Consider the following 2,817-nt stretch of genomic DNA (forward strand, 5'->3'; position numbering starts at 1 on the left):
TCCTCGGCGAGGGTCTCGGCGTCCGGGCCGTGGGCGTACACGCCGGTCTCGAACTCGTCCGTGCCCTCGATCGGTCGCTTCATCCGGTAGGCGAAGCCGGCTTCCCGGACCGAGGTCGGGACCGGCAGCAAGGTCGATCGGCCGACCAACCCTTTCTCGATCGGGGCGTTCGTCGCCTTGAGCAGGCCGAACACCGGAATGGCGGTGCCGAGCCACAAGTCCAACTGGTCGACCTGGTCGAATACGACCCCCGACCAGCGCTCGACCTTGGGTCCGTGCAGGGCTGCCCGCAACAGGCCCTCGTCGAAGGGGCTGTTCTCGTCGGTACGCAGGACCACATCGTCACCATCGAGCCGAATCGGACGCTCGGTGTGTTCCCCCACGCCCTGCATCGGCACGAACCGGCACAACCGGTAGTTGCGGCTCACCAGGTGAGCGTCCCGGCGTTCGAAGGCCACGGACCGTGTCAGTCCACGGAACCGGAACGGCACGATGATCTGTCCATCGGTGGACAACTGCTCGATCCACACCGGGGGGATGTCCCACGCACCGACCGTGACGATCACCCGATCGTAGGGCGCGTGCTCGACAACACCGCCCTCCGCGTCAGCCAGGACCACGTTGACCTCGTCGTAGCCGGCCGCGGTGAGGCGCTGCCGCGCCCGAACGACGATGTCGGGATCGATGTCGACCGAGGTGACCTGCCCGGTGTCGCCGACGAGTTCGGCCAGCAGCGCCGCGTTGTAGCCGCCTGATCCGATCTCCAGCACGCGCATCCCCGGCTTGATGTCAGCCTGCTCCAGCATGGTGGCCTGGATATGCGCGGCCGACACCGAGCTGATGGCCTGCCCCTCGGAGTTCTTCTTCGTGGTCAGCGGTGTGTTGGCGGCGTAGACGGTCTCCAACGGCTCATCAGTCGCGAACAGATGCCGCGGCACGGCACGGAAAGCGGCGATCACCTCCTCGGTGTCGAGTGCGCCCATGTCACGGAGGTCGCCGACCATCGCCTCACGCAGCGACGCGACCTCCTCCGGCTCGTCGTACGGACGAGATGTGCGGTGTCGGAGTGTACTCACTCAGTTACCCTCCCAGGCAAGGTCCGCCGATCCCGTGTCACCGGATCGGCCACAAAGCGCGGCGCTGCGCTATGCCGAGTACGCAGAGGCGCGTCGTCGGCCAACCCGAGTCAGTCAACGTCCCGCAAGCACGATCGTCCAGTCCGGCCGCGAGGCGCCGATGAGGCGTTCATGAGGCGGCGCACACCGTGACCTGGGCACGACCCGCGAGTACGAATCGCACCCACGAACCAGGTCATCAACCACCTGAGTCTGAGCGGGGCGAGGCCCCTGTGTCGCGCCGTGCCAGCTGGTGACGTAGGAGTAGGGGCATGGTGACCGCGGTGGTGTTCGACGTGGGCGAGACGTTGCTGGACGACTCGCGCGAGTGGGGTGCGTGGGCGGACTGGGTCGGCGTCCCCCGCCACACCTTCTCGACCGTGCTGGGAGCGGTCACCGCCGCCGGCCGAGACAACGCCGAGACCTTCCAGTACTTCCGACCGGGCTTCAACCTCGGACATGAACGCCAACAGCGCGAGGACGCCGGCCTGGGCGAGCGGATCGAGGAGTCCGACCTCTACCCCGACGTCCGGCCCGCGCTGGCCGAGCTGCGCGAGCAGGGCCTCTGGGTCGGGGTCGCCGGGAACCAGACCGCCCGCGCGGCCGAGTTGTTGCGCGCGTTGGACTTGCCGGTCGACCAGATCGCCACCTCGGGCGAATGGGGCGTCGCCAAACCCTCTCCCGAATTCTTCGCCCGCGTCACCACGATGGTGCCCGGAGGACGACCGGACACGACGGTGTACGTGGGCGATCACCGTGACAACGACATCGTGGCGGCGAAGGCCGCGGGGTTCCGCGCGGCGTTGATCCGACGCGGCCCGTGGGGCTACCTCTGGGCCCAGGACCCGCTGGTCCGGCGTGACGCGGACTGGGTGATCAACTCCTTGCACGACCTGTCGGAGCTGCTGACCACACGATGACAGGTTCAGCAGGCGCGGGCCCAGGCGGCGAGGTCGAGCAGCCCGGAGTCGGGGGCGGTGTGGGTGCGTAGCAGCGTCGAAAGCGACTGGCGGACCTGCGGATGCGTGCGAGTGTGCTCCGGCGCGGTCCGACGCGCGGCCTGCAGACACAGGTAGGCGTCCTCGTGCCGGCCCAGCGTGAGCTGAGCGCGGGCGAGATCGATGAAATAGTGAGAGCGGCGTTCGGCCGGCAGCTCGTCGGGCGGCTGCCACGCCGCCGCACGTTCGATACCCAAGGGATCCCGTAGTTCGACGGCGACAGCGAGTTCGTGGATGCGCAGGGACGCCGGACCGAACGCGGTGCCCTGATAGATGCCTTCAGGGACAACGGATGCGGCACGGCGGGCTTCCCGCAGATGATCGGCGGCACGGTCAGGCCTGCCCGACCGCCCGGCGACGACCGCGGCCCGCATGTGCAGGGCACCGAACGCCGCACAGGACGAGGCGGCGCCCTGCGCGGGCAGGTGATCGGCGGCGAGTTCGAGGGCCCGGGCAGCGGTATCGAGGTCGCCGGTAGCGAAGAACGTCTCGGTGCGCACATAGGCCACCGCGGCCAACAAGAGCCGATCCTCAGCGAGCTGGGCGGCCGAGCGCATCAGATCGATCAGCCGCGCGGACAGATCCAGGTACCCGAACTTGAACGCGATTCCGTCCGCGGCACGCAACGCGAGAGTCAACAGCGCTGCGGCGTGGCGACGGTCGGCGGTGTCGCCGAACTGGCCGGCGCGGGCCAGTTCGGCGAT

At 68.8% G+C, this 2,817-nt stretch carries 3 protein-coding genes; 1 reads left to right on the forward strand and 2 read right to left on the reverse strand.

The window, feature by feature from the left end:
- Window positions 1–1,076 (reverse strand): methyltransferase, FxLD system (gene fxlM, locus ACYVIP_RS44800; protein WP_460407352.1); only part of this gene is annotated, 1,076 nt, incomplete at its 3' end.
- A 311-nt stretch (window positions 1,077–1,387) separates the two neighbouring features.
- Between fxlM and ACYVIP_RS44805 the strand changes: the two genes are divergently transcribed.
- Window positions 1,388–2,035, forward strand: a complete 648-nt coding sequence (locus tag ACYVIP_RS44805; protein WP_460407353.1) for an HAD family hydrolase — start codon at window positions 1,388–1,390, stop codon at window positions 2,033–2,035.
- A gap of 5 nt (window positions 2,036–2,040) precedes the next feature.
- Here the strand turns inward: ACYVIP_RS44805 and ACYVIP_RS44810 are convergent.
- On the reverse strand, window positions 2,041–2,817 hold a 777-nt coding region (locus tag ACYVIP_RS44810), incomplete at its 5' end, for a hypothetical protein (protein WP_460407355.1).

The sequence above is a fragment of the Actinophytocola sediminis genome (genome assembly GCF_054779715.1).

Bases quoted from the DNA above. Each gene is read 5' to 3' on its own strand.
- ACYVIP_RS44805 (WP_460407353.1), top strand. From the start codon at position 1,388: ATGGTGACCGCGGTGGTGTTCGACGTGGGCGAGACGTTGCTGGACGAC.